Here is a 26,527-nt window from a genome sequence, read left to right on the forward strand (position 1 = left end):
ACGTCATGGGTGACAAGGCGAACACACCCGCCGGGGCCGCCGGCAGGGCTCCTACGGCCGACCGGCCCGAGGCCGTGCGCAACGTGGTGCTGGTCGGCCACACCGGATCCGGCAAGACGACCCTGGTCGAGGCCCTCGCGCAGACCGCAGGGGCGCTCAACCGGCCCGGCCGCGTCGAGGACGGCGCCACCGTCTCCGACTACGACGAGATCGAGCACCGCCAGCACCGCTCCGTACAGCTGTCCCTGGTCCCGCTCGGCTGGGACGGCCACAAGATCAACCTGCTCGACACCCCCGGATACGCCGACTTCGTCGGAGAGCTGAGGGCCGGTCTGCGCGCGGCGGACGCGGCCCTCTTCGTCGTCTCGGCCGCCCAGGAGGCGGACGCCGTCGCCGCCTCGACCCGGATGATCTGGGAGGAGTGCGCCGCCGTCGGCATGCCCCGCGCCATCGTGGTGACCCACCTCGACACCGCCCGCACCGACTTCACCGAGCTCACCGCCGTCTGCGCCGAGCTGTTCGGCCGCGACGACCCCGACGCCGTCCTGCCCCTCTACCTGCCCGTGCGCGGCGCCGAGGGCCCCGACGGACACGCCCCCGCCACCGGCCTCGCCGGGCTGCTCACGGAACGGGTCTTCGACTACTCCACCGGGGTACGCCGGGAGGAGACGCCCGACGAGGAACAGCGGGAGCGGATCGCCGAGGCCCGCTCCCGGCTCATCGAGGGGATCATCGCCGAGAGCGAGGACGAATCCCTCATGGACCGCTACCTCGGCGGCGAGGAGATCGACCTGAAGACCCTCGTCGACGACCTGGAGAAGGCCGTCGCGCGCGGCAGCTTCCACCCGGTGCTCGCCGCCGCGCCCGCCGCCGACGGCGGCACACAGGGCCTCGGCACCCTCGAACTCCTGGAGCTGATCACCGGCGGCTTCCCCTCCCCCGTGGAACACGAGCCGCCCGCCGTCACCACCCCCGACGGCCGGCCCCGCCCCCCGATCGCCTGCGACCCCGAAGGCCCCCTGGTCGCCGAGGTCGTCAAGACCGCCGCCGACCCCTATGTAGGCCGGATCTCTCTGGTCCGGGTCTTCTCCGGCACGCTGCGCCCCGACGAGACCGTGCACATCTCGGGCCACGGCCTCGCCGACCGCGGCCACGAGGACCACGACGTCGACGAACGGATCGGCGGACTGACCTCCCCCTTCGGCAAACAGCAGCGCCCCCAGCAGCACTGCATCGCCGGAGACCTCGCCTGTGTCGCCCGGCTCGGCCGCGCCGAGACCGGCGACACCATCTCCGCCAAGGACGACCCGCTCCTCATCGAGCCGTGGAGCATGCCCGAGCCGCTGCTCCCGCTCGCCGTCGAGGCCCACAGCAAGGCCGACGAGGACCGTCTCTCCCAGGGCCTGGCCCGGCTGGTCGCCGAGGACCCCACCCTGCGCCTCGAACAGAACCAGGACACCAAGCAGGTCGTGCTGTGGTGCCTGGGCGAGGCCCACCAGGACGTCGTCCTCGACCGGCTCCGCGGCCGGTACGGCGTGCAGGTCGACGCCGTCCCGTACAAGGTGTCGCTGCGGGAGACCTTCGGGGCGTCCTCGGCGGGCCGGGGCCGGCACGTGAAGCAGTCCGGCGGCCACGGCCAGTACGCCATCTGCGAGATCGACGTGGAGCCACTGCCCCCGGGCAGCGGCGTCGAGTTCGTCGACAAGGTGGTCGGCGGCGCCGTCCCCCGCCAGTTCATCACCTCCGTCGAGAAGGGCGTACGGGCCCAGGCGGCCAAGGGCGTCGCCGCCGGCTACCCCCTCGTCGACGTCCGGATCACCCTGCGCGACGGCAAGGCCCACTCCGTGGACTCCTCCGACGCCGCCTTCCAGACGGCCGGCGCCCTCGCGCTCCGCGAAGCCGCCGCCGACGTCCCCGTCCACCTCCTGGAACCGGTCGCCGAGGTCCAGGTCCTCGTCCCCGACGAGTACGTCGGACCCGTCATGAGCGACCTCTCCGGACGGCGCGGCCGGGTCGTCGGCACCGACCAGGCGGGACCGGGACGCACCCTGGTGCGGGCCGAGGTCCCGGAGATCGAGATCGGGCGGTACGCGATCGACCTGCGCTCCGTGTCCCACGGCACCGGACGGTTCGACCGCTCGTACGCCCGGCACGAGCCGATGCCCGCCCACCTGGCGGAGAAGATCCGCGAACAGGCCTGAAAACACTCCTCCTTGACGGACCGACAGGCCACCACGCCCGCCCGGCTCCTGCCGGGCGGGCATCATTCGGCCGACGATATCCACAGGCCGTGACGCATCCGCCGGTACCCGGTTACGCTGTGGTGCCCAGCTCAGAAGGGTGTGCGGGGAGAGGCAGTTGGGAACAGCCCGCACAGGTACTCGCGCGCGATGGGGGCGGCAGTGGCGATCGACGGATTCGGACCCGGGGCAATGATTCCCCTCCAGGGCTCCGGCGGTGGGACGGCGGCGACGAACGCGCTCGCCTCCGCCGCGTACCGGGACAGCCCCCTGGACACCATCAAGCAGGCCGACAACGAGCTCTACAAGACCACGGTGAAGGCAGGGAAGTGGGGGCTCTTCAGCCCCGACCTCGGCGAGGCCTTCTCCCGCGCGGTCCAGGTCCGCATGCTCGGCGGCGCCCGCAAGCCCCTCATCCAGTCCTTCGGCGCCGAACCGCAGCCGATCGTCGAGCACTGCCTCGCCGCCACCCACCTCCGCCGCCAGCGCGACATCAAGCTGACCCTCGTCACCTTCTTCTGCGGCGTCCTCTTCCTGCCCGGCCTGCTGCTCTGGCTGGGCGTGATCCAGCTCCGCCGCATGATCGCCGGCTCCGACAACAAGCGGAACGGCGCCCTGGGCACCGCCCTCCTCTGGGCCGCCGGCATCTTCGCCGTCCTCGTCCTGCTCAAGCTGCCCTTCGACGGCATCCTGCCGAACTACCTGCGCGCGATGATCGTCGCCCCGGTCGTCGGCTGGTACCTCGCGAGCCGCATCTGCCTGAACGCCGCGATCGACCTGCGCGAGCGCTGGAGCGGCCTGCTCGGCGGCGGCGGGATCGGCCCGCACGTCCCCAAGTCCGTCCCCCAGGACCCCGGCGAGAAGTCGGCGGAGGCACTCCGGGTCAACCTGGAGAAGCTCTCGGCGGAGCAGCAGTCCAACGTCGTCTTCTACGCCGGGACCAAGGGCATCCTCGGCCTCGGCACCCGCTGGGGCAGCTGGACCCTCGCCGAGGCCCTCGTCCCCCAGCCCGGCAAGGAGCTCCACGCCTTCCGCGCCTGGGACATCGTCCGCCGGATCCACGACGAACTGGCGCTCCTGGAGCGCGGCGCCCTGAAGACCGGCTTCCCGAAGCCGACGGTCAAGCACTGGATCGTCTCCCCGGTCGGCGAGGGCGCCGACGAGGTCGCCCGCCCCGAGGGCGACAACATCGTCCACTTCCAGGTCAAGCCGCACGAGATACAGCGCATCTGCAACGACCAGCAGTTCGACGCGGGCAACCGGCACTACCTCGGCGTGCAGTTCACGCTCTGGGGCGGAAACCTGGTCCTCACCATGATGGTCACCGTCACCTCGCTCCACGACACCCTCCGCATCGAGGTCACCGGCCACGCGCTCGGCCCCGTGCACGCCCTCTTCGCCACGAAGCCGAAGGCGAAGACCAAGGAGGTGTCGAAGACCGTCCGCTTCTGGGAGACCAAGGAGATCCAGCAGCCGCTCCTGGAGACGAACGACATCGTCCGGCTCGCCGTCCGCGCCCCGCTCTCCTGGTACCCGCCGGTCCTGGAGTTCCTCGGCGGCAAGATGACCCTGCCCGAGCCCTTCGGCCTGCGGCACGTCTGGGCCGGACCCCTCTGGAAGAACCGCTTCATGGCCGACGACGCCATCCGCATGGCGACGCCGGTGCTCCGCGCCGTCCACACCGCGACCATCAAGGTGCTCGACGAGCACAACGTCGACACCGAGCGCTTCACCAACCGCTCGCTGTTCCTCAGCGGCGCCATCCAGGACCCGGGCCCGAAGAAGGCCGACGTCTACGACGCCTGACCCGGGTCCCCACGGGGGCCGTCAGCGGCTCAGATGGTGGCCGGCCACGCGTCGGCCAGCATCTTCCGCGTGTCGGCGAGCAGCTGCGGCAGCACCTTGGTGTGGCCGACCACCGGCATGAAGTTGGTGTCGCCGCCCCAGCGCGGCACCACGTGCTGGTGCAGATGGGCGGCGATCCCGGCACCGGCGACGGCACCCTGGTTCATGCCGATGTTGAAGCCGTGCGCGCCGGACGCGGCCCGCAGCGCGACCATCGCCCGCTTCGTGAAAGCGGCCAGCTCGACCGTCTCCGCCTCGTCCAGGTCCGTGTAGTCGGCGACGTGCCGGTACGGGACCACCATCAGGTGGCCACCGTTGTACGGGTACAGATTGAGCACGGCGTACACGGCCTGACCTCGTGCGATCACCAGACCGTCCTCGTCCGACTTCGACGGGATCGAGCAGAACGGACAGCCGTCCTCGGCACCCGGCCCGGTCGGCTTGTTCTCGCCCTGGATGTACGCCATCCGGTGAGGCGTCCACAGGCGCTGGAACGCGTCCCGCGTCCCCACTCCGATCTGCTGCTCCGGCTCAGTCGTCATGCTGTGCAGCATATTGCTTCGCCCGTTCGGAACGTGTCGCCGGGGCAGAAGATCCCTGCAGCCGCCATGCTGATCCGATGAGCGCCAGGCCCCCCAGACCACCCCGGCAGGAACGCTGGGACCAGCACATGGAGACCCCGCTCGCCGTGGCCTCCCTCGCCTACCTGGCGGGCTACGCGGTCCGCGTCCTCGCCAAGGACAACCTCCCCCAGGGCTGGCTCGACCTCTGCCTCGCCATCCCCCTCGCCGCCTGGGCCGTCTTCATCGCCGACTACGCGGTACGCCTCCGCCTCAGCGGCCTCGGCCCCCTCCGCTTCGTCCGCACCCACCTCCTCGACACCGTCGTCCTCGTCCTCCCCCTGCTTCGCCCGGTCCGGATGGTCAACCTCTACGACCGCGTCCAGCGCCGCCACGACAAGCCCCGGCTCACCCTCTACGCCCGCGTCATGGTCTACGCCGGCCTCACCGTCACCCTCCTCGGCTTCGCCGGCGCCCTCACCGTCTTCCGCTACGAGCGCGACGCCCCCGGCGCGACCATCCACACCTTCGGCGACGCGGTCTGGTGGACCTGCGCCACCCTCGCCACCGTCGGCTACGGCGACGTCGCCCCGGTGACCCCGATGGGCCGTCTCGTCGCGGTGGGCCTGATGGCCTGCGGCCTCGCGCTGCTGGGCGCGGTGACGGGTTCGTTCTCGTCCTGGCTGATCCAGGCGTTCACCCGGGAGGACGAGAAGGAGGACGCGAGGAGGCTCCCGGGGGATTTCCCGGGGGCCTCCTGAAACCGCGTACGCGGTCGGTTCGGGCTCGATCAGACCTGGACGCGGTCCTCGACGATCTTGGCGATCTTGGCGATGGCCTCGTCGGCGGGGATGCCGTTCTCCTGCGAACCGTCGCGGTAGCGGAAGGAGACGGCGCCGGCGGCCATGTCCTCGTCACCCGCGATGATCATGAACGGGACCTTCTGCTTCTGCGCGTTCCGGATCTTCTTCTGCATCCGGTCCGAGGAGGAGTCGACCTCCACCCGCAGGCCCTGCTTCTTCGCCTTGGCGGCGAACTCGTGCAGGTAGTCGACGTGCGCGTCGCCGATCGGGATGCCGGTCGCCTGCACGGGGGCCAGCCACGGAGGCATGGCGCCCGCGTAGTGCTCCAGGAGCACCGCGAAGAACCGCTCGATGGAACCGAAGAGCGCGCGGTGGATCATGACCGGGCGCTGCTTGGTGCCGTCCGGGGCGGTGTACTCCAGGTCGAAGCGCTCCGGCAGGTTGAAGTCGAGCTGCACGGTCGACATCTGCCAGGTGCGGCCGATGGCGTCGCGCGCCTGCACGGAGATCTTCGGGCCATAGAACGCGGCGCCGCCCGGGTCGGGGGTGAGCGGGAGGCCCTGCTTCTCGGCGACCTGCTGGAGGACCGCGGTGGCCTCCTCCCAGATCTCGTCCGAGCCGACGAACTTCTCCGGGTCCTTGGTGGACAGCTCCAGGTAGAAGTCGGTCAGACCGTAGTCGCGCAGCAGGTTCAGGACGAAGGTGAGGGTCTTGTCGAGCTCCTCCGCCATCTGCTCCTTGGTGCAGTAGATGTGCGCGTCGTCCTGGGTGAAGCCACGGGCCCGGGTGAGGCCGTGGACGACGCCGGACTTCTCGTACCGGTACACGGTGCCGAACTCGAACAGACGCAGCGGCAGTTCACGGTACGAGCGGCCGCGCGCGTCGAAGATCAGGTTGTGCATCGGGCAGTTCATGGGCTTGAGGTAGTAGTCCACGCCCTCGTCGAGCTGCATGGGGGGGTACATGCCCTCGGCGTACCAGTCGAGGTGGCCCGACTTCTCGAACAGCTTGCCCTTGGTGGCGTGCGGCGAGTAGACGAACTCGTAGCCCTCCTCCTCGTGGCGCTTGCGCGAGTAGTCCTCCATGACCCGGCGGATGATGCCGCCCTTGGGGTGGAAGACCGCAAGGCCGGAGCCGATCTCGTCCGGGATGGAGAAGAGGTCCAGCTCGTTGCCGAGCTTGCGGTGGTCGCGCTTCTCGGCCTCGGCGAGGAAGTCGAGGTGGGCCTTCAGCTCGTCCTTCGACGGCCAGGCGGTGCCGTAGATGCGCTGGAGCATCGGGTTCTTCTCGCTGCCGCGCCAGTAGGCGGCCGCGTTGCGCATCAGCTTGAACGCCGGGATGTTCCGGGTGGTCGGCAGGTGGGGACCGCGGCAGAGGTCCTTCCAGCACAGCTCGCCGGTCTTGGCGTCGAGGTTGTCGTAGATGGTCAGCTCGCCGCCGCCCACCTCGACGTTCGCGCCGTCGTCGGTCGACGCGGAGCCCTTGATGCCGATGAGCTCCAGCTTGTACGGCTCGTCGGCGAGCTCCTCGCGGGCGGCCTCGTCGGTCACCACGCGGCGGGCGAAGCGCTGGCCGCGCTTCTGGATCTCCTGCATCTTCTTCTCGATGACCTTGAGGTCCTCGGGAGTGAAGGGCTTCTCGACGTCGAAGTCGTAGTAGAAGCCGTCGCGGACCGGCGGGCCGATGCCCAGCTTGGCCTCGGGGAAGAGCTCCTGCACGGCCTGGGCCATGACGTGCGCGGTGGAGTGGCGCAGGATGTCGAGGCCGTCCGGGGAGGAGATCTCGACGCCCTCGACGACATCGCCTTCGGCGAGCTCGTACGAGAGGTCCTTCAGCTCGCCGCCGACGCGGGCGGCGATGACGGTGCGGTCGTCGGCGAAGAGGGCACCGGCGGTGGTTCCCGCGCTCACCGCCCTCTCCTCTGCTTCGGAGCCGGACTGGACGGTCACACGGACTTCGGACACGGGTGTTCTTCTTCCTTTGGGGCGCAGGCAGACACGAGGTGCCGGCGCCGGCGGTGCGCAACAGAGACGAGGTGCCGCGCACCGCTGATGTTACCGAGCCGTCCGTACCCTCCGCGAAACGGTTTCCCCCTAGGGGGTGTCTTGTCGATCAAGCCGGATCAGGGAGCGGCGTCTGGTGCCGTGCATCGCAAGGCGGAGGAGGGAGGCAACGCGGAGCGTTGTGGACCGACGACAACGCGGCGAGGCGCGGTGCCAGACGCCGCGAGCCCGGCCTGATCGACAAGACACCCCCTACGCCTCGTCCGGCCCGCACGCCTCCTCGAAGAAGTCGAGGTTCTCGTGGAGGGACTTCATGAGCCGGTCGCGTTCCGTCTCGTCGACCTGGACGGGGACGACCCCGGAGGCGTCGGTGAGGCGGCGGAATCCGCCGCGGCTCTCCAGGCGGCCGACGACCCGGATGGGGAGGCCGACGAGATGGGCGTGGCCGGCGGTGCGGTAGGCGTCCTCGTCGAGGGCGACGCGGACGTGCGGGACCTCGGCGCCGGCGAGGACGCGGAGGCGTACGGTGCCGTCGCCGCGCGGCGACGAGCGGCGCATGCGGACGACGGCGCCGGTGATCCGGACGGGCACGGACGGTTCGTCGGTCAGGTAGCGGGCGCTCGCCTCGCGCAGGGCGGGCAGGTCGCCGGGTGAGAACTCGACGGGTTCGGGCCGGGCGGCGCACCCGTCCGGCGCGCCGGCGGCGGGGGCCCAGGCGAGGGCGACGCGGGCGCCCTCGGTGCCCCGGACGAGGGCGACGAGGGCCTCGGTGAGCTCGCGGCTGACGCCGGCCGCGACGGCGGCGTCGAAGGCCTCCATCCCGCCGGTCGCCCGCTGGTAGTCGGTGGCCTCTCGGGCCGCGTGGAGGGCGTGGTAGAGCCGTACGGCGATCGGCCGGCCCGGTTCGACGGGCAGGAAGGCGGTGAGGCCGCGCCCGCCGGGTGCCGCGCCGACGACGACGGTCTCCAGGGAGGCCTGGGCGGCGCGCCGGTGCCGGGCGCCGTAGTAGCCGGCCCGGCCGCGTACGGCGAGGGCGCCGGCGAGGAGGAGCTGGCGGGCGGCGGACCTGAGCTGCTCCTGGACGGTCCAGGGCACCGTGCCGGCCGGGCCCGGGGGTACGTCGCGCCACCAGCGGATCTCGTCGCTGGGCACGGAGAGGCCGGTGAGGACCTCGCGGGCGGAGGGCGTGGCGCTGCGGGCGAGGGCGGTGAGCGCCTCGCCGAGCAGGTCCTCGCAGTCGGGGAAGGCGCGGCTCTCGGGGACGAGGAGGCTGGTGCCTCCGTGGGTTCCGCCGCCGGGCGGGGTCCAGCGGCTGTACCGTCCGGCGGCCCCGCCGCGCCGCCGCCAGCCGTGGCGGGCGAGGAGGGCGCCGAGGACGCGCGGGTCGACCCGGCCGGGGTCGGGCGTGCCGTGGGCGTCGGCCCACGGACCGGCGGGCGGGCCGGGAATCCCGGTCCAGGAGCCGGGGGTCTCGCCGGGGGCCGGGTGGGGGCGGTAGGGCGGCGGAACGGGGACGGGGCCGTGCCCGGCCCCGTCTCCCTCTCCGAACCCCGGTTCGTCGATCGGCCGGTGCATCAAGGTCTCCCTCCCACGCCGACCCGGGTCATGATCTCGCAGAGCGCCCGGTCGTCGAAGATCCGCGCCGTCGGGATGCGCACGGTGGTCCGGCGCCGTCCCGTGACCGGGTGCCCGGCCAGGTTGGTCCAGTAGCAGCAGTGCCGCAGGTCGAGCCGGTCGTGGCTGGCCCGCAGCCAGTCCTCCTGCGTCCTCGGGACGAGCATCACGACCAGGATCTTGTGCACGGACACGGGGGTCCGGGCGAGCTTCACCAGGTGGTCGTTGTCGAGGGTGAAGGAGAACGAGCTCCCCGGCGGGCGGGGAGGGATCTGGTAGGTGCACTTGAGCTGCACCTTGATGGTGACTTCGTCGTCGACGGTGTGTCCGGGCGAACCGTGGCTCACGTGCCAGTCGATGCCGTTGTCCGGAAAGGGCTGGGACAGCGAGCAGCCGGCCGCGGCGGCGACGGCGTGCAGGTATCCCACCTGAAGGGTCTCCATGCATGCGGTGGTGGCGAGTGAGCCGCGCGTCGGTGCCGGCCGCTGGGTCGGCAGCCCTCCCGACTCGGGCTGGGCGAGCGCCATGTCGTTTTTCCTTCCCCGTCCCCTCTGTTGTGACCGGTCCGCGTACGGCGCAAACAGTGCGGGTATCACCGTTTCGGGGCAGGGGGTTGGCCATCTGCCGCACGTGTGCGAGGAGTTCGGGGATGACGACGCACTGGTACGAGGGGCCCCTGGCCGCTTTCGACACGGAGACCACGGGAGTTGACGTCGAGGGGGACCGGATCGTCTCGGCCGCCCTGGTCGTACAGGACACCGCGGGGGCGCGGCCGCGGGTGACGCGCTGGCTGGTCAACCCGGGCATACCCGTGCCCGCGGAGGCCACGGCGGTGCACGGCCTGACGGACGATCACCTCCAGCGGAACGGCCGCTGGCCGGCGCCGGTGATGGAGGAGCTGGCGCGCGCGCTGGCCGAGCAGACCGCGGCGGGGCGTCCGCTGGTGGTGATGAACGCGCCGTTCGATCTGACGATCCTGGACCGCGAGCTGCGGCGGCACCGGGCGTCCTCGCTCGGCCACTATCTGGAGAGCACGCCGCTGTGCGTGCTCGACCCGCGGGTCCTCGACAAGCACCTGGACCGGTACCGCAAGGGCCGCCGGACGCTGACGGACCTGTGCGCGCACTACGAGGTGGAACTGTCGGGCGCGCATGACGCGGCGGCGGACGCGACGGCGGCGCTGGATGTCGTACGGGCGGTGGCGCGGCGGTTCTCGTCCCGGCTCGAGCGGCTGACTCCGACGGAGCTCCACACGCTCCAGGCGGTGTGGCACGCGGCGCAGGCCCGGGGGCTCCAGGCGTGGTTCTCCCGGCAGGGGACGCCGGAGACGGTGGATCCGTCGTGGCCGCTGCGGCCGGAACTGCGCACCGCGGCCTGACACATGACAAAGGCCGGTCCGTCTTTCGACGGACCGGCCTTTCCCGGTGGGCGATACTGGGATCGAACCAGTGACCCCTTCGGTGTGAACGAAGTGCTCTCCCGCTGAGCTAATCGCCCGGGAACGGGTTGAACCATACAGGCCTTCGCGCCCTTCCTTCAAACTGCATCGAGCAGGGCCGCCAGTCCGCGCCGTCCGCCCCGCATCATCAGGGCGTGGTTGGCGCGGAAGACGGGTCGCCCGGGGACGGCGAGGACCCGGAGCAGCCTGGCGCGCACCTCGACCTCCTGCTCGTACAGGGCGCGGGTCCCGGCCCCGTCCGCGGTGAGCGTCCAGCGGGCCCATCCCTCCAGGTCGCCGCCGAGGCCGACCTCCAGCACGCCGGCGGCCGGGTCGCGGCGCAGGGCGCGGGCGGTGACGACGAGGTCGTACGGGAGGAGGGAGCGGAAGCGGGCGGTGCCGGTGGTGTCGTCGAGCGGGATCACCTCGCGGACCTGAGGCCACCAGCGGGGATAGTCCTCGGCGCGTTCGAGCACGGCGTAGACGGCGTCGGGCGGGGCGGGCAGCAGCCAGACGCTGCGGAAGCGGTACCGGCACCAGTCCATGCCCCCAGTGTGGGGGTACTCAGGCGCGGATCTGAGTACGTGGACGCATTCCCGCCACGTGTGGCCGGGAGCACACTCCGGTTATGGACACTTCCCTGCCGCCCGCGGACGAGCTGGTGCTCGTCGACCGCGAGCTGGCCCAACTCGACGCGCGCCGGTCCCAGTTGCTGGCCAGGCGGGCCTGGCTGATCCAGGCGATGTACCGGCCGGCCGCGACGATGGCGCCGCCCGTCCCGCAGCGTCTTCCGGTGGCGGACTCGACGCCGCGGAGCGCGCAGAACGTGCTGCTGACGCTCGGCGGCACGCTCCTGACGATCGCGGCGGTCGCGTTCACCCTGGTGAGCTGGGGCTCGATGGGCATCGGCGCCCGTGCGGCGGTGCTGTTCGTGGTGACGTCGGCGGCGCTGGCGGCTCCGGTCGCGCTGCTGCGCAAGGGTCTCGTGTCGACGGCCGAGTCGGTGGGGGCGCTGGGTCTTGTCCTGATGGTGCTCGACGCGTACGCGCTGCACCGGGTGGCGCTGCCGGAGACGGACGCCCTGGGGTACACGGCGGTCGCCGCCGCGGTCCTCGCGGGCGGGTGGGCCGCGTACGGCTCGGCGCTGTCCCGGCTGCGGATCCCGCTGCCGGTCGCGGTGGTCGCGGCTCAGCTGCCGCTCCCGCTCGGTGTCCTGGCGGCCGGCTGGAGCCCGACGGCCTTCGCGTGGTCGGCCCTCCTCACGGCCACGGCCGACGCGGCGCTCGTCCTGTGGACCCGCCCGGCGTCGGTCCGCGTCACCGCGGCCGCGGCCGGGACCGCCCTCGGCGGCTGGGCCCTGCTGACCGGTGGCTGGCTCTCCCTGGTCTCCCCGTGGAGCGGTGCCCTGCTCCTTCTCGCCGGTGCCGCGGTCCTCCTGTACGCCGCCTGGCGCGCGTCCTCCTTCGCCCCGGCCGCCTCGGCCATCGCCGGCCTCGCGGTCCTCGCGGCCACCGGCGGCCTCCTCCGCACGGCCCTCCCCACCGCCTGGGCGGTCCCCGCCTACGTCCTCTGCGCCCTCGCCCTCGCCTCCACCTGGCGCCTGAGCGGCGCCGCGCCCGAGGAGTCGCCTGCCGGCGCCGACCACGCGCACGGCGCGGACCCGGCCCGCGAGGCCCCGTCCGGCGCCGGGCCGCGTCTCCCGCGCGGCATCCGTCTCGGCCTGGCCGGTGCGGGCGCCGGTGTCGCGGCGCTCGGCGTCGTGTGGGCGCTGCCGCCGGTGGTCGCCGGGTTCTTCGGTCCGCTGGCCCGGACGACGGACGTCTGGTCCGGCGAGCACGCCGACCGGCTCCTGGCCTCGTTCCCGGCGACGTCCCTCCTGGTGCTCGCGGTGGCAGTCGCGGCCCTCGGGTCCCTGCCCCGCCTCTGGGCCCGCTGCGGAGCCCTCGCGCTCGCCTGGGCCCTGCTCACCGCCCTGCCCGTCTCCTTCGCTCTCCCGTACGCCGTGACTCTCGCCCTCCAGGTCCTCACGACGACGGCCGCCCTCTGGCTCGCCGTCCGCCCGGCCCCCCTCCCCCACGGCCTGCGCACGCCCACCCCTCTCGCCGAGCAGCCCTCCCCGCACCCCGGCACCCCCGGGGCGGCCGCGGGGGCCGGGCCGGTCTGGCCCGGGTGGGCGCCCGTGGGGCCGCGTCCGAAGGCCGTCGTGGCGGAGCCCGGCGTGGTCCTCGGGTGGATGGCGTACGTGGGCGGGCTCGCGTCCGCCGTGAGCGCGGTCGCGCTGGCGCTCGACGTCCGGGGGGCCACCTTCGCCGTGCTCGGTGTGGTGCTCGCGCTGTTCGCGGGGGTCGCATTGTTCGGCACGGGCGCGCGCCGGGCGGTGTCGGGCTGTGTGGCGGTGCTCGCGGCGACGGGGCTCGTGTTCGCGGTCGCGGCGGCGGGCGGGTTCGAGGACCACTGGACGGCGCTCGCGCTCCTTGTGATCCCGGCGGCGACGGCCGTGGTCGGTGCGCGGGCGCCGCGTCCGGTGGCCCTGGCGGTCGAGATCACGGGCGCGTCGGTGGGGGTGCTCGCGCTGGGGATCGCCGCCTCGCGGCCGGCGTTCCTGGCGACGGCCCTGGCGCTCGGCGGGGTGATCGCGGCGGCGTCGGCGGTGCGGCCGGAGCGGCGGCGCTTCGCCTCGTGGACGGCGGCGGTGCTGTTCCTGCTCGCGGCCTGGGTGCGGCTGGCGGTGTGGGACGTGACGACCCCGGAGGCGTACACGCTGCCGGTGACGGTGCCGGCGCTGGTCGTCGGGTTCCTGCGGCGGCGCAAGGACGCGGAGGCCTCGTCGTGGACGGCGTACGGGCCGGGTCTCGCGGCGACGCTGGTGCCGAGCCTGGTGGCGGCGTGGACGGACCCGGAGTGGACGCGCCCGCTGGTCCTGGGAGTCGCGGCGCTGGTGGTGACGCTGCTCGGCGCGCGGTTCCGGCTCCAGGCGCTGCTGGTCCTCGGTGGTGCCGTGCTGGCCCTGGTCGGGCTGCACGAGCTGGCGCCGTACGTGGTGCAGGCGGTGGGCGCGCTGCCGCGCTGGCTGCCGCCGGCCCTGGCGGGGCTGCTGCTGCTCGCGGTGGGTGCCACGTACGAGCAGCGGCTGCGGGACGCCCGGCGGCTGCGGGAGCGGCTCTCCCGGATGCGGTGAGGAACGCCGAAGGCCCGGAGACGGTATTCCGTCTCCGGGCCTTCGGTCCGGGTGGTGGGCGATACTGGGATCGAACCAGTGACCCCTTCGGTGTGAACGAAGTGCTCTCCCGCTGAGCTAATCGCCCGGGCACACCCCAAACATTACCCCATGTCAGCGGGGCTCCCGAACCATCCCGGGGTCACTCGTCGATCTTCCACGGCATGACGAAGCCGAACTTCCACAGATAGACGCCGAGCAGGGCGGCGATGATCACCAGGCCGATGGTGGTGAGGATGATGTTCCTGCGGCGGACCTTGGGGTCGAGGGCGCGCTGGGCGGCCTCCGTGACCTTGCGCTTGGTCCAGCGGAGCACGAGCTGCGCCCAGACGAATTCGGTCGCCCAGATCGCCATGCCGCCGAAGATGACGAGCCAGCCGGGTCCGGGCAGCGGCAGCATCACCACGCCCGCGCCGACCACGGCGAGTCCCACGATGAAGACGCCGACCTGCCAGCTCAGATGCAGGGTCCGGCGGGACTTGATGAACTCCGGCGCGCGGGAACCCAGTTCGGCTTCCTTGCCGGCCGCGGCCGCTTCGGCGCGCTCGTCACTCTCCGCATTCATGCACTCCAACCTACCGGACGGGAGGCCCCCACCGGAATGGCGGTATTACCCAAAGTTACATGCGTCCATACGAGCTACCTGAACGATCACAAAACCGACAGAGGGGTTTACAACGGCACCGGAGGTGGCATGTCGATTTCGCCGACGTGCGAATCCCCGAGCGCACACTGAGCGAAAGGCCCTGGCGCTTATGAACACCACGGTCAGCTGCGAGCTGCACCTGCGCCTCGTTGTGTCGAGCGAGTCCTCACTGCCTGTACCCGCGGGCCTGCGGTATGACACGGCCGATCCCTATGCCGTGCACGCCACCTTCCACACCGGAGCCGAGGAGACGGTCGAGTGGGTCTTCGCCCGCGACCTTCTCGCCGAGGGGCTGCACCGGCCCACCGGCACAGGCGACGTCCGTGTCTGGCCATCCCGTAGTCACGGCCAGGGAGTCGTCTGCATCGCGCTGAGCTCACCCGAGGGAGAAGCCCTGCTCGAGGCCCCTGCGCGGGCCCTGGAGTCGTTCCTCAAGCGGACCGACGCGGCCGTGCCACCGGGCACCGAGCACCGGCACTTCGATCTCGATACGGAGCTCTCCCACATCCTGGCCGACAGCTGAGCCAGGCCGACAGCCGCACGGCGCCGTCCGACTCGGGGCGACGGCGCCGCGCGGACAGTCACACAGGCACGACATCCGGCGCTCCCACCGTGCAGCCGGCACGGTGGCGGGCGCCGGTGCCGTTTTCCCGGTCGCGCTAAAGTCAGCGCCATTCCGCGGGCGCCCGCCCGCGGCCGGCCAGGGAGCGAATCGTGCTGATCCCCCACGACACCCGGATCGCCCTCGACACCGTCGTCGATCTGATGAACACCGCCCCCCAGGGCGACCGCGCCGACGAGATCGCGGACGTCCAGGGCCTGCACACCTTCGTGCGGGCCCACAAGATCAGCGATGTGGGCGACCTCGGCGCCGACGACCTGCGGGCCGTACGGGACGTGCGCGAGAAGTTCGCGGCGATCTTCTCCGCCCCCGAGGCCCGGATCGCGGCACTCCTGATCAACCAGCTGGTGGCGGGCGCGGGCACCACCCCGCAGCTCACCGACCACGACGGCTACGACTGGCACGTGCACTACTTCGCGCCGGGCGCCTCGGTGGCGGACCACCTCGCGGCCGACTGCGGCATGGCCCTCGCGTTCATCGTCGTGGGCGGCGAGCAGGAGCGGCTGCGGCGCTGCGAGGCGCCGGACTGCGGCCGGGCCTTCGTCGACCTCTCCCGCAACCGCTCGCGCCGCTACTGCGACAGCCGCACCTGCGGCAACCGGCTGCACGTGGCCGCGTACCGGGCGCGCCGCAAGGAGGCCGCGGGCTGACCCGCCCCGCCGGCGCGGGGGTCAGCGGGCGGTCACAGGACGAAGAGATCGTGCAGGGCCGCCATGAGCAGCAGACAGCCGATCACCGCGAGGAAGATCATCAGCGGTGGCTGGGAGAGCGCGAACAGGCAGCCGCGCGGCTCTTCGGCGGGGGCGTCGGGGGCGGCGGGCAGGGCTTCCCGCGAGGTATCCAGCATCTCGGGGGGATGATGGCGCACAGCCGGCCCCGGAAATCCCGCAACACGCCCCACGACAGGGGCCGTTCATCCCTTCCCGTGGATCGCGGGAACGGGAAGCGTCAGAAGTGATCAGATTCCGTGCTTCTTCAGAATCGCCTCGATGTCGCTGAAGTCCTCGCCGGACGCCTGCCCGGCCTGCGGCTTCGCCGCGGTCACCCCGCGCGAGGGCGCCGAGGCGGCCGGCGCGACGGCCCTGGGCTCGGCTCCCCCGGGGACCGCCTCGCGGCCGGCCCGGCGCCGCTCCACGGCACGGGTCGACGCGAAGAGCAGCCAGGCGATCCCGAGCACGCCGAATCCGGCCCAGGCCACCGGGCTGAACGCCTGGTCCGCGACCCAGTCGACCACTCCGGTCATCACCAGGCCGAGCGGCACCAGGGCGTACGCCGCGATCCGCGTCGCGGACAGGAAACGCTTCCGGTAGGCCGTGATCGCGGCGATGCCCAGGCCCGCCGCGGACACCGCGGAGCAAATGGTCTCGGCGAGCATGCGGTCCTCCAGGTCCCGGGTGATACGTCCCTTCCATCCTGCACCGGCGGGACCTCCCGGGGCCATGTCCCGGGGCCCGTCTCAGGGAGATCTCCCGGTCACCCGGCCGGGATCTCCTCCTCGGGAGTGGGTCCGGTCCCCGGTGAGGGAGACTGCTGTCATGAGTGACTCCACCACCGCACCCGCCTCCCCCGTCGTCCTCGAGGCGTGGTTCGACCTCCAGTGCCCCGACTGTTTCGTGGCCCTCGACGACGTCCGGGCGCTCCGCGAGCAGTACGGCGACCGGCTCGACGTACAGCTGCGCCACTTCCCGCTGGAGAAGCACAAGCACGCGTACGCCGCCGCGCAGGCCGCGGAGGAGGCCGCCGAGCAGGGCAAGGGCTGGCCGTACGTGGAGGCGCTGCTCGCCAGGACCGCCGAGCTCGGCGACCGTGGCGAGCCCGTCCTCCTGGAGGTGGCGACCGAACTCGGCCTGGACGCCGAGGAGTTCGACACCGCGCTGATCGACGGCCGGCACCTGCTGACCGTCGACGCGGACGAGGCCGAGGGCAAGGCGATCAAGGTCACCGGCACGCCGACGTACGTCATCGATGGCGAGCGCCTCGACGGCGGCAAGAGCCAGGAGGGCCTCCGCGAGCGCATCGCGGAGATCGCCGACCGCCTCCTGAAGGGCTGAGCCCGGTCTCCGAGGGGCCCTAACGCAGCTCCTTGGCGCTGTTGACGAAGGTCGTGCGGTAGCCGAGGGACTCGTAGAGGCGGAGGGCCGGGGTGTTGCCCGCGAAGACGTGCAGTCCGAGGCGGGTGTCCCCGGCCTCCCGCGCGACCCGTTCGGCGAGCAGCATGAGCGCCCGGCCGTAGCCGCGGCCGCGCTCGGACTCGTCGACCTCGATGTCGTAGACGAAGGCCGCCCAGGAACCGGGTTCGAGCTCGATCCGGCCGGTCCACAGGAAGCCGGCGGGCCGTCCGTCCCGGACGACGACGTGGATCGCGACGCCGGGGGTGGCCAGGCCGTCGGGCAGGTACCGGCGGTGACTGTCCTCGGCCTTGGTGCGGGCCTGGTCCTCGGTGACGCCCCGGTCGATCCAGCTCTGCGCGAAGCCCTCCTTGGCCCGCGCCTCCCACTCCTCGTACTCGTCGGCGTTCATCGGCCGGACCTCGACGCCCTCCGGCAGGGCGGGCGGCTCGGCGGGCAGGTCCTTGACCATGTTGCGGCTGCGCTCGGTGTAGCCGAGCGCGCGGGCCATCCGCAGCGCCGCCTCGGCGTCGGCGGGCACGGATATCTGCACCTCGGTGCAGCCCCAGCCGCGCAGCACCTCCTCGGAGGCGAGCGCGGCGACCGTGCCCCTGCCCCGCCGCCGGTCCGGCTCGTCGACCCGGAGCTCGTCGATGACGCCCGAGGCGTCCCCGAACCGGGGGTCGGTCGAAAGCCGGACGGAGCCGACGCGGCGGCTGTTCACACACACGTCGTAGGCCCGGGAACGGCCGCCGTCGGGCGTTTGCTGAAGCGGCTCGGCCGGCCGCAGGGTGGTGGTCATCAGAGGAGTTCTACCCACCCCGCGGCCGTCCGTCATCCGGTTTTGCGCGGGCGTTCGGCGGGGTTGCTCAGCCGAGCCGGGGGTCCCGGTCACGCGCCGCGCGCTCGTCGAAGACCCGCATCGCCTTGGCGGTGACGGGACCGGGCCCCGGCGTCACCTCCCGGCCGTCGACCCGGTGCACGCCCTGGACGTCGCGCAGGGTGGAGGTCAGGAAGACCTCCTCGGCGCTCTCCAGGACGTCGAGCGGCAGATCGGTCTCCTCGGCGCCGGTCCACTCGACGGCGAGGGCGCGGGTGATGCCCGCGAGGCAGCCGGAGGAGACGGGCGGGGTGAGGATCCGGCCGTCGACCACGACGAAGACGTTGGAGCCGGTGCCCTCGCACAGCTGCCCCACCGTGTTGCCGAAGAGCGCCTCGGAGGCCCCCCGCTCGTGCGCCCTGGCGAGGGCGACGACGTTCTCGGCGTACGAGGTGGTCTTGAGCCCGGTGAGTGCGCCGCGCTCGTTGCGCGTCCACGGGACGGTGATCACCGCGGTGGAGTCGGGGCGCCGGCCGGTCCCGCCGAGGGCGACGACGAGGCTGGCGCCGGAGTCGCCGCGCTCGGAACCGAGCGGGGAGAGGCCGCCGGTGTAGGTGATGCGGAGCCGGCCGAGCTCCACCGGGTTGGCGTCGATCACGGCGGCGCAGGCGCGGCGGACCTCGTCGAGGTCCGGGTCGGGCAGGCCGAGACCGCGCGCGGAGCGGGTGAGGCGCTCCAGGTGGAGGGTGAGGGCAAACGTTTCGCCACGCTCGGTCTTGACCGTCTCGAAGATGCCGTCGCCGACGGTCAGCCCGTGGTCCAGTACGGAGACCCGGGCGGCCTCCTCGTCGTGCAGCCCGCCGTTGACCCACAGTTTCATCGAGAAATGGCCTTTCCACTCGCCTCACGGGCGCCTGACTCGTAGGCGCCCGACGCTATCGCGACCAGCCGGGCCGCCTTCAGCTCGGTCTCCTCCCACTCCCGCTCCGGGTCCGACCCCCAGGTGATCCCGGCGCCGGTGCCGAAGCGGAGCACGCCCTCGGGGCGGTCGATCCAGAAGGTGCGGATGCCGACGGCCAGCTCCGCGGTGCCCGCGTCCGCGTCGACCCAGCCGATCCCGCCGCAGTACGGGCCCCGGGGCGCGGTCTCCAGCGCCTCGATGATCCGCAGCGCGCTGGACTTGGGCGCGCCGGTGACGGAGCCCGGCGGGAAGGTCGCGGCGAGCAGCTCGGGCCAGCCGGCGTCCTCGCGCAGGGTGCCGGTGACGGTGGAGACGAGGTGGACCAGACCGGGGTGCTCCTCGATCGCGCAGAGGGCGGGGACGGCGACGGAGCCGGTCTCGCTGACGCGCCCCAGGTCGTTGCGGACCAGGTCGACGATCATCACGTTCTCCGCGTGGTCCTTGGGAAGGAGGTCCGCGGCGGTCCTTCCGGTCCCCTTGATGGGCCCGGAGGAGATCAGGGCGCCCTCCCTGCGGAGGTAGAGCTCGGGGGAGGCGGTCGCGATCTCCACGCCGTGGGCGGGCAGCCGGATCGTTCCGGCATAGGGGGCGGGGTTCCCCCGGGCCAGCAGCGCCGTGAGGGCGTCCACGTCGGCGCCCGCCGGGTCGGGGAGCGGCGCGGTGAGCACCCGGCAGAGGTTCGCCTGGTAGACCTCGCCGCGCGCGATGTGCTCGCGCACCCGGCGTACGCCCGCGGTGTACGCGGCGCGGTCGAGCGAGGACGTCCAGTCACCGGCGGCGGGTCCGCGCCAGGCGCCCGGGACGGGCGAGGGCACCGGGTCGGGCCTGACGTCTCCGAAGCGCGCGCAGGTCAGGCGCCCTTCGAAGTCCGCGCAGACGGCCCAGAAGCCGGTGGAGTCCAGTGCCTCGGGGTCGTGGGTGACGTCCCGGAGGTCGGTCGCGACGAGGCCGCCGAAGCGGGCCAGAGGAGCAAGGTCGTACACGCATCGAGTCTAGGTCGGCCGGCGCCGGGGCACCGGGGGCGCACTTCTCGGGGGCTCCGCGCCACCCCGGGAACACGGCGAGTGAACGCCAGGGGAAGCCTCCGGGGTGCCCGGCCGGGCACCCTGGTCGCCCCGCAGGTCAGCACGCTGCGGAAACGCGTTTTTGTGCTGGCCCAGGAATCCGCTAGAGTTCAACACGTCGCCGGGACGCGCAAGCGAAACGGAAACGACAAGCGGACGTGGCTCAGTTGGTAGAGCATCACCTTGCCAAGGTGAGGGTCGCGAGTTCGAATCTCGTCGTCCGCTCGATGTGGGGGATCTTCCCGAACCCCCGTTATCACTCCTGGTGGAGTGGCCGAGAGGCGAGGCAACGGCCTGCAAAGCCGTCTACACGGGTTCAAATCCCGTCTCCACCTCCAAGGACGATTAGCTCAGCGGGAGAGCGCTTCCCTGACACGGAAGAGGTCACTGGTTCAATCCCAGTATCGTCCACTGGACCCTAGGGTCCTGGGTCTTCGGATCCCCCGCGCGATTAGCTCAGCGGGAGAGCGCTTCCCTGACACGGAAGAGGTCACTGGTTCAATCCCAGTATCGCGCACCACACTTCAGGCACCTTCGGGTGCGTCCCGCGCGATTAGCTCAGCGGGAGAGCGCTTCCCTGACACGGAAGAGGTCACTGGTTCAATCCCAGTATCGCGCACACAGTTCCGGCACCCTCGGGTGTATCCCGCGCGATTAGCTCAGCGGGAGAGCGCTTCCCTGACACGGAAGAGGTCACTGGTTCAATCCCAGTATCGCGCACCACAGGAAGAAGCCCCCGGCCGCCTCTCGCGGCCGGGGGCTTCTTCGTGCCGGTTCAGGAGGAGAAGAGCATCCGCCCGAAGCCGCGCTGACGGTAGTGACCGCCGCCGTGGTGGCCGCCGTGGTGCGGGGCGCCCCAGGCGGGGGCGGCGGGGGCGGGCTGCGCCGGGTAGGCCGGCGGGGCGGGCGGGGCCTGCTGGGACCACTGGGCCTCAAGGCGGGTCAGGGCCTCCAGCTCGCCGAAGTCCAGGAATATGCCGCGGCAGCCGCTGCACTGCTCGATCTGGACGCCGTTGCGGTTGTACGTGTGCATGGCCGCATGACACTTGGGACACTGCATGCTCGGCTCAACTCCCTGACATTGCCGTTCGAATGGTGGTGCCTCACCTTACGTGGACGCCGGATCGGCCGAGTCGGTTCGATGTCCCGCGATACGCGCGCAGGTGTCGATCATCACCGCCTCCACCTCGTCCAGCTCCCTGCCCCCCACCGTCGCCTTCGCCACCGCCAACGCGGCCGTCTGCACCGTCAGGGCCCGGGCCGGCACGTCGAGCCGCACCCACGGGTCGGCGCCCACCGCGGGACCCCCCGCCTCCCGGTAGGCGCCGAGGAACCGCGACCAGACCTCCGGGGGCAGGATCCCCGCGGCGAACCACGCCGCGGGCCGGGCGAGGTCCCACGCGGGATCCCCGAGACCCATGTCGTCGATGTCGATCAGCCGCCATGCCCCCGAGCCGCCGTCCGCACGGACCAGCTGACCGAGGTGGAAGTCCCCGTGGCAGAGCGTCGCGGCCGCCGGGACTCCCCCGCTGCCGGGCAGGGTCCGCCAGGCACCCAGCACGGTCGCGGTCGCCGGGGCGTCGGGCGCCGCCCTCACCATCCGGTCCACGGCCAGCGCCACCTTCACCCGGGCCCGCATCTCCGGCAGCCCCGCCGCCGACCCGGCCGGCGGCGGGGTCCTGTGCAGTACGGCGAGCAGTCGCGCGGCCTCCTCCCAGGGTGCGGCGTCCGGATCCTCCGGGTCCACGGGAGGCCCGTACGGCCACACCGTCACCGGCCGGCCGCCGAACTCCTCGACCCGCTCCGGGTCCGGCCGGGGCAGGGGCGGCAGGAGGACGCCCGCGACGTCCGGATGCCCGGCGAGCGCGAGCCGTGCCCGGTGCGCCTCCTGATCCGTGTCCGGCGCGTGCGCCTTGACCACCAGCCCGCCGTGCCGGACGACCGTCCCGTCCTCGCGATCCGCGAGCACCCCTACGGCTCCGCTCGCACAGCCGCAGGGCGCGCCGGTGCCGTGGGCGGCGTCCCGCGCGACGGCGGCGAGCCGGTCGAGCAGGCCGTCCGGGCGGGGCGGGGCCGGTATGTGCGGGGCCGGTATGTGCGGGGCCTGCGTGTGCGGGGCTGGCGTGTGTTGGGTCGCTATGTGCGGGGTCGCTCTGTGCGGCGTCGGGGCGGTGGGATCCACGCGGGGAGCGTACGGGGTCGGGGGCGGGGCCCGGCAACACTCCCCGGCTCCGGGAAAGCGCGAGGGCCGGTCAGCTCCCCAGCTGACCGGCCCCACGCTGCCGTCCGCCGCACCCCCGTCCCCACGGGGTTGATGGCCGGATGTCCCGACCCGGGCCGCTCTCCCGGGTCCGGGGCGCCGCTCAGCGCCCCAGCATCACGCCCACGGACGACGCCTGTGTGACCACCGCGTCCCAGCCGCCGAAGACGACTACGAGCAGGGCCGCGAGAGGGAGGACCATGGCGGTGGCCACCAGGGGGTGGCGCTGGCTCGAAGGCCGGGTGCTCGTCCGCGGTGCCGTGAAAGCCATGGGTCCTCTCCTGTCGTGTCTGACGCGGCGGGTGCGTGACCTCGGGGGACGAGTGCTGCACCCGCCGCTTGACTTCAAGATTAGGGAGCGGGGGGTGCCCGGGCGTCATGCCCTCGTACCGACTTGCGGGCCTCCGGGAGGATGACGCCCGCCCGTGCGGCGTACTCCCCTGGGTGGAGACGGGGGGTCCGGGCACAGGGTCTTCCCGGAGGGGTCGGGGTGGCGGCGTGACTTCGCTCACTTCGCGGGCCGGTGGGGCCCGGCCGTGGCCCGCCGGGGCGGCGGCCGGTCCGCGGGGCCGTCGGGCCGTGTTCTCGACGTATCGTCAAGTGGGTTTCGGACAAGGGTCGTTGGAAAGTGTCGGCGTCCTGTGCCGTGCCGCCGCGTTCCCGTCAGCACTGACAATCGATCCCGGCGGAGGGCGCGGCCTATGAGCGCGTGCGGGCGCCACTACGTAAGCTGTGCCACGTCGAACGGACGAGGGGACGGACATGGCGATGATGCGGCTCCGGCGCGAGGATCCGCGGATCGTCGGGTCGTTCCGGCTCCACCGCAGGCTGGGTGCCGGCGGGATGGGCGTGGTGTATCTGGGGTCCGACCGGCGCGGCCAGCGGGTGGCGCTGAAGGTGATCCGGCCGGATCTGGCCGAGGACCAGGAGTTCCGGTCGCGGTTCGCCCGTGAGGTGTCCGCGGCCCGGCGGATCCGCGGTGGCTGCACGGCCCGGCTCGTCGCCGCCGACCTGGAGGCCGAGCGCCCCTGGTTCGCCACGCAGTACGTCCCCGGGCCCTCGCTGCACGACCGGGTCGCCGAGGAGGGCGGACTGCGCGCCGCCGACGTCGCCTCGATCGGGGCCGCGCTGTCGGAGGGCCTGGTCGCCGTTCACGAGGCCGGTGTCGTGCACCGGGACCTGAAGCCGTCGAACATCCTGCTCTCCCCCAAGGGCCCCCGCATCATCGACTTCGGCATCGCGTGGGCGACCGGGGCCAGCACCCTCACCCATGTCGGCACGGCGGTCGGCTCGCCCGGCTTCCTCGCGCCCGAGCAGGTGCGGGGTGCGGCGGTCACGCCGGCCACCGACGTGTTCTCGCTCGGTGCCACCCTCGCGTACGCGGCGATGGCGGACTCCCCCTTCGGACACGGCAGTTCCGAGGTCATGCTCTACCGGGTGGTCCACGAGGAGCCGCAGCTGCACGGGGTGCCGGACGCGCTGGCGCCGCTGATCCGGGCCTGTCTGGCGAAGGACCCGGAGGACCGGCCCAGCACGCTCCAGCTGTCCATGCGGCTCAAGGAGATCGCGGCGCGCGAGGCGCAGGGGCTGCCGGCCTCCCGGCCGCCCGTGCAGCGCGAGCGGACCGAGGAGCGGAACCCCGCCCGCCCCACCGAGCGGTACACCGAGCGCGACACCCGCGGCCGTGACCCGGAGCGCGGTACGGACCGCGAGCGGACCGCCGAGCGTGACCGGACGGCCGGGCGCGGTCCCGGGCCGTCCTCCCGTCCCTCCGGGGGCCCGCGGACCGGTGGTTCGCGCCCCCAGCCCCGTACGGGAACCAGGCCCGGCGCCCGTTCGACGTCCACCGGCCGCCGGCCGGCCAACCCTCGACTGCTGCGCCAGCGGCTCTTCGTCTTCGTGGTCGTGACGCTCGTCGTGGCCCTGGGGATCGCCGCCGCCCAGGCCCTTCAGGGCTGAGAGACCCCCTAGGGGGCCAGCCCTCTGTGTGTCAGGACTCCGGGCGGCCGGTGGCCACGGCGTAGAAGGCGACCGCGGCGGCGGCTCCGACGTTCAGGGAGTCGACGCCGTGGGCCATGGGGATGCGGACCCATTCGTCGGCGGCGCGCAGGGCCTGGGTGGAGAGGCCGTCGCCTTCCGCGCCGAGCATCAGGGCGACGCGGTCCAGCTTGTGCGGGGCGGCCTCGTCGATGGAGGTCGCCTTCTCGGCCGGAGTGAGGGCGAGGAGCTTGAAGCCCGCTTCCCGTACCGCCTCCAGGCCCCGGGGCCAGGTGTCGAGGCGGGCGTACGGGACGGAGAAGACCGCGCCCATGGAGACCTTCACCGAGCGCCGGTACAGCGGGTCGGCGCAGTCCGGGGAGAGCAGGACGGCGTCCATGCCGAGGGCGGCGGCGCTGCGGAAGATCGCCCCGATGTTGGTGTGGTCGTTGACCGACTCCATGACGACCACGCGCCGGGCGCCGACGAGGAGTTCGGTGGCGTCCGGGAGCGGCTTGCGCTGCATGGAGGCGAGCGCTCCGCGGTGCACGTGGTAGCCGGTGACGCGTTCCGCGAGGTCCGGCTGGATCGCGTACACCGGCGCGGGGACCTCGTCGATGACGTCGCGCATGACGTCGACCCACTTGGCGGAGAGCAGCATCGACCGCATCTCGTACCCGGCCTGCCTGGCCCGGCGGATGACCTTCTCGCCCTCCGCGATGAACAGGCCTTCGGCCGGCTCGCGTCTGCGGCGGAGTTCGACGTCGGTCAGGCCGGTGTAGTCGCGCAGGCGCGGGTCGTCGGGGTCGTCGATCGTGATGAGTTCGGCCACGAGGTGATACTGCCTTGTCCGGGGTGTGGTGCCAATGTGCGCGGGGCTCGATTACCCCTCGTCCTGTCTCGGAAGCGCCCCCGGGGTCCACGCCTGGTGGTGGGCCCGGGGTGCTTCCGCGGTCACTTCACCAGCTTGTCGGGTCCCTCGGTGACGACCTCGCCGATGACGATGACGGCCGGCGGGCGGACCTCCTCCGCCTTGACGGTCTCGGCGACCGTCGCGAGCGTGGCGTCGACCCGGCGCTGGGTCGCCGTGGTGCCCTCCTGGACGAGGGCGAGCGGGGTGTCGGGGCTCTTGCCGTGGGCGATCAGCGCCTCGGCGATCTTCCCGATCTTGTCGACGCCCATGAGGATGACCAGGGTGCCGGTGAGCTTCGCCAGCGAGGCCCAGTCGACGAGCGAGCGCGGGTCGTCGGGGGCGACGTGCCCGCTGACCACCGTGAACTCGTGCGCCACACCGCGGTGCGTGACCGGGATGCCGGCCGCGCCGGGGACCGAGATCGAGCTGGAGATGCCGGGGACCACCGTGCAGGCGATGCCCTCGACGGCGAGCGCCTGCGCCTCCTCCATGCCCCGGCCGAAGACGAACGGGTCGCCGCCCTTGAGCCGGACGACGGACTTGCCGGCCTTCGCGTGCTCGATGAGCGCGTTGTTGATGGCCTCCTGGGCCATGAAGCGGCCGTACGGGATCTTCGCCGCGTCTATCACCTCGACGTGCGGGGGCAGCTCGTCCAGGAGGTCGCGGGGGCCGAGCCGGTCGGCGATGACCACGTCCGCCTCGGCGAGCAGCCGGCGGCCGCGGACCGTGATGAGGTCGGGGTCGCCGGGGCCGCCGCCGACCAGCGCGACGAACGGCGCGCGGGAGCGGTGCGCCGGAGCGGCGATCGACCCCTCGCGGAGGCCCTCGACGATCGCGTCCCGCACGGCGGCGGAGCGGCGGGGGTCGTGGCCGGTGAGCACGGCGACCGTGACGCCCGCGTCGCGGCCGGTGGCCGGGGTCCAGGCGGTGGCCGCCTCGGCGTCGTCGGCGCGCACGCACCAGGTGCGGTTCCGCTCGGCCTCGGCGGACGCGGCGGCGTTGGCGGCCGGGTCCGTCGTCGCGACCAGGGCGTACCAGGCGTCGGCGAGGTCGCCTTCCTCGTACCGCCGCTTGATCCAGGTGATCTCGCCGGTCTCCGCCATCACGTCCACGGACGGCGTCGCCGACGGGGAGATGAGCGTGATGTCGGCGCCCGCCGCGATCAGCGCGGGCAGCCGGCGCTGGGCCACCTGGCCGCCGCCGAGGACGACGACGCGGCGGCCTGCGAGGCGCAGTCCGACGGGGTAGGCGGGGTGCTCGGCGTTCTCGGCCATGGGTGAGCGGCTCCTCGGAGGGGCGGTGCGTGTGCGGGCCGCTGCTGCGATGAAGCGGCTGGTGGGGGGGCGGGGGCGGAGGTCATGGGGTGACGGTGCCTTCCTTGCGCGTACGGACGGGGTGCGGGTTCGGTGCGGGAGGGGGGATCAGGCCGGGCCGGG

Annotated in this window: 25 protein-coding genes and 8 tRNA genes; 15 read left to right on the forward strand and 18 right to left on the reverse strand. The window is 72.8% G+C overall.

The genetic code is table 11. The annotated features are described in order from the left end of the window. Window positions 1–5: 5 nt before the first annotated feature. Window positions 6–2,201 carry an elongation factor G-like protein EF-G2 gene (locus tag ACZ7G1_RS36525; RefSeq protein WP_470879187.1) on the forward strand — a complete coding sequence of 732 codons (2,196 nt, stop codon included), beginning with the start codon at window positions 6–8 and terminating at the stop codon, window positions 2,199–2,201. Window positions 2,202–2,432: 231 nt separating this feature from the next. After that, a complete protein-coding gene (locus ACZ7G1_RS36530; RefSeq protein WP_470879185.1) occupies window positions 2,433–4,046 on the forward strand; it encodes a hypothetical protein in 1,614 nt (537 codons plus the stop codon). Window positions 4,047–4,075: 29 nt separating this feature from the next. Here ACZ7G1_RS36530 and ACZ7G1_RS36535 read toward each other — a convergent pair whose 3' ends face one another. Then, complete coding sequence (locus ACZ7G1_RS36535; protein WP_376490137.1) at window positions 4,076–4,639, reverse strand: HIT family protein; 564 nt, start codon at window positions 4,637–4,639, stop codon at window positions 4,076–4,078. 65 nt (window positions 4,640–4,704) lie between these two features. Between ACZ7G1_RS36535 and ACZ7G1_RS36540 the strand changes: the two genes are divergently transcribed. Continuing rightward, entirely contained in the window at window positions 4,705–5,406 is a 702-nt protein-coding gene (locus ACZ7G1_RS36540; protein WP_470879183.1) for a potassium channel family protein, read from the forward strand. A gap of 29 nt (window positions 5,407–5,435) precedes the next feature. Here ACZ7G1_RS36540 and thrS read toward each other — a convergent pair whose 3' ends face one another. From thrS to ACZ7G1_RS36555, 3 genes are all read right to left on the reverse strand, one after another. Further along, entirely contained in the window at window positions 5,436–7,412 is a 1,977-nt protein-coding gene (thrS, locus tag ACZ7G1_RS36545) for a threonine--tRNA ligase (protein WP_470879181.1), read from the reverse strand. Between the two features lie 291 nt (window positions 7,413–7,703). Next, window positions 7,704–9,026: a hypothetical protein gene (locus ACZ7G1_RS36550; protein WP_470879180.1), complete on the reverse strand. Its 1,323-nt coding sequence runs from the start codon at window positions 9,024–9,026 to the stop codon at window positions 7,704–7,706. Next, on the reverse strand, window positions 9,026–9,592 hold the full coding sequence (locus ACZ7G1_RS36555; RefSeq protein ID WP_470879178.1) for a DUF4365 domain-containing protein: 567 nt from the start codon (window positions 9,590–9,592) through the stop codon (window positions 9,026–9,028). The genes ACZ7G1_RS36550 and ACZ7G1_RS36555 overlap by 1 nt, the downstream gene beginning before the upstream one ends. A gap of 122 nt (window positions 9,593–9,714) precedes the next feature. Between ACZ7G1_RS36555 and ACZ7G1_RS36560 the strand changes: the two genes are divergently transcribed. Continuing rightward, on the forward strand, window positions 9,715–10,443 hold the full coding sequence (locus tag ACZ7G1_RS36560; RefSeq protein ID WP_470879176.1) for an exonuclease domain-containing protein: 729 nt from the start codon (window positions 9,715–9,717) through the stop codon (window positions 10,441–10,443). Between the two features lie 47 nt (window positions 10,444–10,490). Here the strand turns inward: ACZ7G1_RS36560 and ACZ7G1_RS36565 are convergent. Continuing rightward, window positions 10,491–10,562 (reverse strand) — tRNA-Val (locus ACZ7G1_RS36565). A 39-nt stretch (window positions 10,563–10,601) separates the two neighbouring features. Beyond that, on the reverse strand, window positions 10,602–11,048 hold the full coding sequence (locus ACZ7G1_RS36570) for an SRPBCC family protein (protein ID WP_470879174.1): 447 nt from the start codon (window positions 11,046–11,048) through the stop codon (window positions 10,602–10,604). Window positions 11,049–11,131: 83 nt separating this feature from the next. Between ACZ7G1_RS36570 and ACZ7G1_RS36575 the strand changes: the two genes are divergently transcribed. Beyond that, the gene (locus ACZ7G1_RS36575; protein WP_470879173.1) at window positions 11,132–13,681 is read left to right on the forward strand and encodes an SCO7613 C-terminal domain-containing membrane protein; all 2,550 of its coding nucleotides are present in this window, start codon (window positions 11,132–11,134) and stop codon (window positions 13,679–13,681) included. A gap of 52 nt (window positions 13,682–13,733) precedes the next feature. Here ACZ7G1_RS36575 and ACZ7G1_RS36580 read toward each other — a convergent pair. Continuing rightward, window positions 13,734–13,808 (reverse strand) — tRNA-Val (locus ACZ7G1_RS36580). A gap of 54 nt (window positions 13,809–13,862) precedes the next feature. Further along, on the reverse strand, window positions 13,863–14,285 hold the full coding sequence (locus tag ACZ7G1_RS36585; RefSeq protein ID WP_470879171.1) for a TIGR02611 family protein: 423 nt from the start codon (window positions 14,283–14,285) through the stop codon (window positions 13,863–13,865). 190 nt (window positions 14,286–14,475) lie between these two features. Here ACZ7G1_RS36585 and ACZ7G1_RS36590 point away from each other — a divergent pair, with 190 nt between their 5' ends. Then, window positions 14,476–14,889 carry an SsgA family sporulation/cell division regulator gene (locus tag ACZ7G1_RS36590; RefSeq protein WP_015032345.1) on the forward strand — a complete coding sequence of 138 codons (414 nt, stop codon included), beginning with the start codon at window positions 14,476–14,478 and terminating at the stop codon, window positions 14,887–14,889. A gap of 191 nt (window positions 14,890–15,080) precedes the next feature. Further along, window positions 15,081–15,638: a CGNR zinc finger domain-containing protein gene (locus ACZ7G1_RS36595; protein ID WP_470879169.1), complete on the forward strand. Its 558-nt coding sequence runs from the start codon at window positions 15,081–15,083 to the stop codon at window positions 15,636–15,638. Between the two features lie 32 nt (window positions 15,639–15,670). Here the strand turns inward: ACZ7G1_RS36595 and ACZ7G1_RS36600 are convergent, their stop codons facing one another. Together ACZ7G1_RS36600 and ACZ7G1_RS36605 are read right to left on the reverse strand one after the other, a co-directional pair. Then, window positions 15,671–15,835: a hypothetical protein gene (locus ACZ7G1_RS36600; protein WP_470879168.1), complete on the reverse strand. Its 165-nt coding sequence runs from the start codon at window positions 15,833–15,835 to the stop codon at window positions 15,671–15,673. Between the two features lie 111 nt (window positions 15,836–15,946). Continuing rightward, complete coding sequence (locus tag ACZ7G1_RS36605; RefSeq protein WP_470879166.1) at window positions 15,947–16,363, reverse strand: hypothetical protein; 417 nt, start codon at window positions 16,361–16,363, stop codon at window positions 15,947–15,949. Window positions 16,364–16,523: 160 nt separating this feature from the next. On the opposite strand from ACZ7G1_RS36605, the gene ACZ7G1_RS36610 reads away from it, so the two are divergent. Beyond that, a complete protein-coding gene (locus tag ACZ7G1_RS36610) occupies window positions 16,524–17,039 on the forward strand; it encodes a DsbA family protein (RefSeq protein ID WP_470879164.1) in 516 nt (171 codons plus the stop codon). 19 nt (window positions 17,040–17,058) lie between these two features. Here ACZ7G1_RS36610 and ACZ7G1_RS36615 read toward each other — a convergent pair whose 3' ends face one another. The 3 genes from ACZ7G1_RS36615 to ACZ7G1_RS36625 all read right to left on the reverse strand — a co-directional run bounded on the left by ACZ7G1_RS36615 (window position 17,059) and on the right by ACZ7G1_RS36625 (window position 19,860). Continuing rightward, a complete protein-coding gene (locus ACZ7G1_RS36615) occupies window positions 17,059–17,898 on the reverse strand; it encodes a GNAT family N-acetyltransferase (protein WP_470879163.1) in 840 nt (279 codons plus the stop codon). Between the two features lie 67 nt (window positions 17,899–17,965). Then, complete coding sequence (locus tag ACZ7G1_RS36620) at window positions 17,966–18,796, reverse strand: aminotransferase class IV (protein WP_470879161.1); 831 nt, start codon at window positions 18,794–18,796, stop codon at window positions 17,966–17,968. Then, complete coding sequence (locus ACZ7G1_RS36625) at window positions 18,793–19,860, reverse strand: chorismate-binding protein (protein ID WP_470879159.1); 1,068 nt, start codon at window positions 19,858–19,860, stop codon at window positions 18,793–18,795. Before ACZ7G1_RS36625 ends, ACZ7G1_RS36620 begins: the two co-directional genes overlap by 4 nt. A gap of 233 nt (window positions 19,861–20,093) precedes the next feature. Between ACZ7G1_RS36625 and ACZ7G1_RS36630 the strand changes: the two genes are divergently transcribed. The 6 genes from ACZ7G1_RS36630 to ACZ7G1_RS36655 all read left to right on the forward strand — a co-directional run bounded on the left by ACZ7G1_RS36630 (window position 20,094) and on the right by ACZ7G1_RS36655 (window position 20,664). Then, window positions 20,094–20,166: transfer RNA gene (locus tag ACZ7G1_RS36630), tRNA-Gly, on the forward strand. Between the two features lie 39 nt (window positions 20,167–20,205). Further along, window positions 20,206–20,279: transfer RNA gene (locus ACZ7G1_RS36635), tRNA-Cys, on the forward strand. A 1-nt stretch (window position 20,280) separates the two neighbouring features. Next, window positions 20,281–20,352: transfer RNA gene (locus tag ACZ7G1_RS36640), tRNA-Val, on the forward strand. Window positions 20,353–20,386: 34 nt separating this feature from the next. After that, a tRNA-Val gene (locus tag ACZ7G1_RS36645) sits at window positions 20,387–20,461 on the forward strand. A 27-nt stretch (window positions 20,462–20,488) separates the two neighbouring features. Further along, a tRNA-Val gene (locus ACZ7G1_RS36650) sits at window positions 20,489–20,560 on the forward strand. Between the two features lie 29 nt (window positions 20,561–20,589). After that, a tRNA-Val gene (locus tag ACZ7G1_RS36655) sits at window positions 20,590–20,664 on the forward strand. Between the two features lie 52 nt (window positions 20,665–20,716). Here the strand turns inward: ACZ7G1_RS36655 and ACZ7G1_RS36660 are convergent. The 3 genes from ACZ7G1_RS36660 to ACZ7G1_RS36670 form a co-directional block, all read right to left on the reverse strand. Further along, the gene (locus ACZ7G1_RS36660; protein WP_470879157.1) at window positions 20,717–21,001 is read right to left on the reverse strand and encodes a TFIIB-type zinc ribbon-containing protein; all 285 of its coding nucleotides are present in this window, start codon (window positions 20,999–21,001) and stop codon (window positions 20,717–20,719) included. Between the two features lie 48 nt (window positions 21,002–21,049). Next, entirely contained in the window at window positions 21,050–21,994 is a 945-nt protein-coding gene (locus tag ACZ7G1_RS36665; protein ID WP_470879328.1) for a phosphotransferase family protein, read from the reverse strand. Window positions 21,995–22,304: 310 nt separating this feature from the next. Further along, a complete protein-coding gene (locus ACZ7G1_RS36670) occupies window positions 22,305–22,472 on the reverse strand; it encodes a hypothetical protein (protein ID WP_017241776.1) in 168 nt (55 codons plus the stop codon). A gap of 491 nt (window positions 22,473–22,963) precedes the next feature. Here ACZ7G1_RS36670 and ACZ7G1_RS36675 point away from each other — a divergent pair, with 491 nt between their 5' ends. After that, window positions 22,964–24,160, forward strand: coding sequence for a serine/threonine-protein kinase (locus ACZ7G1_RS36675; protein WP_470879155.1), 1,197 nt, complete (start codon window positions 22,964–22,966; stop codon window positions 24,158–24,160). A 31-nt stretch (window positions 24,161–24,191) separates the two neighbouring features. On the opposite strand, the gene ACZ7G1_RS36680 is transcribed toward ACZ7G1_RS36675, so the two are convergent. Both ACZ7G1_RS36680 and cobA read right to left on the reverse strand, forming a co-directional pair. Continuing rightward, the gene (locus tag ACZ7G1_RS36680; RefSeq protein WP_470879154.1) at window positions 24,192–25,010 is read right to left on the reverse strand and encodes a TrmH family RNA methyltransferase; all 819 of its coding nucleotides are present in this window, start codon (window positions 25,008–25,010) and stop codon (window positions 24,192–24,194) included. 122 nt (window positions 25,011–25,132) lie between these two features. Beyond that, window positions 25,133–26,365 (reverse strand): uroporphyrinogen-III C-methyltransferase, encoded by a 1,233-nt coding sequence (gene cobA / locus ACZ7G1_RS36685; RefSeq protein WP_470879152.1) that lies wholly within the window; start codon window positions 26,363–26,365, stop codon window positions 25,133–25,135. Window positions 26,366–26,527 lie beyond the last annotated feature (162 nt).

This window comes from Streptomyces sp. NPDC037273, from assembly GCF_055603625.1.

Coding starts and splice junctions, on each gene's coding strand:
- ACZ7G1_RS36550 (WP_470879180.1), bottom strand. CDS start 9,026: ATGCACCGGCCGATCGACGAACCGGGGTTCGGAGAGGGAGACGGGGCC.
- ACZ7G1_RS36575 (WP_470879173.1), top strand. CDS start 11,132: ATGGACACTTCCCTGCCGCCCGCGGACGAGCTGGTGCTCGTCGACCGC.
- ACZ7G1_RS36600 (WP_470879168.1), bottom strand. CDS start 15,835: ATGCTGGATACCTCGCGGGAAGCCCTGCCCGCCGCCCCCGACGCCCCC.
- ACZ7G1_RS36525 (WP_470879187.1), top strand. CDS start 6: ATGGGTGACAAGGCGAACACACCCGCCGGGGCCGCCGGCAGGGCTCCT.
- ACZ7G1_RS36675 (WP_470879155.1), top strand. CDS start 22,964: ATGGCGATGATGCGGCTCCGGCGCGAGGATCCGCGGATCGTCGGGTCG.
- ACZ7G1_RS36560 (WP_470879176.1), top strand. CDS start 9,715: ATGACGACGCACTGGTACGAGGGGCCCCTGGCCGCTTTCGACACGGAG.
- ACZ7G1_RS36570 (WP_470879174.1), bottom strand. CDS start 11,048: ATGGACTGGTGCCGGTACCGCTTCCGCAGCGTCTGGCTGCTGCCCGCC.
- ACZ7G1_RS36590 (WP_015032345.1), top strand. CDS start 14,476: ATGAACACCACGGTCAGCTGCGAGCTGCACCTGCGCCTCGTTGTGTCG.
- ACZ7G1_RS36555 (WP_470879178.1), bottom strand. CDS start 9,592: ATGGCGCTCGCCCAGCCCGAGTCGGGAGGGCTGCCGACCCAGCGGCCG.
- ACZ7G1_RS36540 (WP_470879183.1), top strand. CDS start 4,705: ATGAGCGCCAGGCCCCCCAGACCACCCCGGCAGGAACGCTGGGACCAG.
- ACZ7G1_RS36660 (WP_470879157.1), bottom strand. CDS start 21,001: ATGCAGTGTCCCAAGTGTCATGCGGCCATGCACACGTACAACCGCAAC.
- ACZ7G1_RS36585 (WP_470879171.1), bottom strand. CDS start 14,285: ATGAATGCGGAGAGTGACGAGCGCGCCGAAGCGGCCGCGGCCGGCAAG.
- ACZ7G1_RS36605 (WP_470879166.1), bottom strand. CDS start 16,363: ATGCTCGCCGAGACCATTTGCTCCGCGGTGTCCGCGGCGGGCCTGGGC.
- ACZ7G1_RS36610 (WP_470879164.1), top strand. CDS start 16,524: ATGAGTGACTCCACCACCGCACCCGCCTCCCCCGTCGTCCTCGAGGCG.
- ACZ7G1_RS36620 (WP_470879161.1), bottom strand. CDS start 18,796: ATGAAACTGTGGGTCAACGGCGGGCTGCACGACGAGGAGGCCGCCCGG.
- ACZ7G1_RS36530 (WP_470879185.1), top strand. CDS start 2,433: ATGATTCCCCTCCAGGGCTCCGGCGGTGGGACGGCGGCGACGAACGCG.
- cobA (WP_470879152.1), bottom strand. CDS start 26,365: ATGGCCGAGAACGCCGAGCACCCCGCCTACCCCGTCGGACTGCGCCTC.
- ACZ7G1_RS36670 (WP_017241776.1), bottom strand. CDS start 22,472: ATGGCTTTCACGGCACCGCGGACGAGCACCCGGCCTTCGAGCCAGCGC.
- ACZ7G1_RS36615 (WP_470879163.1), bottom strand. CDS start 17,898: ATGACCACCACCCTGCGGCCGGCCGAGCCGCTTCAGCAAACGCCCGAC.
- ACZ7G1_RS36535 (WP_376490137.1), bottom strand. CDS start 4,639: ATGCTGCACAGCATGACGACTGAGCCGGAGCAGCAGATCGGAGTGGGG.